We start from the raw sequence: 537 nt of genomic DNA on the forward strand, positions 1-537 counted from the left end.
TCCGCCAGGTGCCCGTGACTTCCGATGCCCTGCAGGCCGCCGGGTGGACGTGGCGCGGCATCGTCCCGTGGCACAAGCCGATCGCCCGCCCGGCCAAGGGCGGATTCAAGCGGGCCTGCGAGTACGCCCTGTGGGCGACCAAGGGCCCGGTCGACGCAACCCGCAACCCCGTCTACCTACCCGGCCTCTACTCGGCCAGCCAGCCGAGGGGAACCAACCGGCGGCACATCACCCAGAAGCCCGACGAGCTGATGGCCGGTCTGATCGAGGTCGTCGCACCCGGCGGAATCGTCCTCGACCCGTTCGCCGGGTCCGGCTCCACCGGCGTTGCCGCCCTCACCACCGGCCGCAAGTTCGTCGGCATCGAGATCTCCAGCGACTACGCCACCGTCACCCGCGAACGCCTCACCCTCGCCAGCTGAACACCTGCTGGTGCCCCGCTCCCGCGGCGGGGCACCAGCAGCATCAGCAGAGGGCGCGGCCCGCCGAGATGGCAGCACTGATGTCGCCCCTCTGTCCCTGGCCGAGGCTCGGGCT

1 protein-coding gene is annotated in these 537 nt (G+C 71.5%); it reads left to right on the forward strand.

Features of this window, described 5'->3' with window-relative positions:
• Window positions 1-422 (forward strand): DNA-methyltransferase (locus ABD323_RS44985; protein WP_344447723.1); only part of this gene is annotated, 422 nt, incomplete at its 5' end.
• Window positions 423-537 lie beyond the last annotated feature (115 nt).

The organism is Kitasatospora nipponensis (assembly GCF_039528135.1).
Taxonomy (GTDB): Bacteria; Actinomycetota; Actinomycetes; order Streptomycetales; family Streptomycetaceae; genus Kitasatospora; species Kitasatospora nipponensis.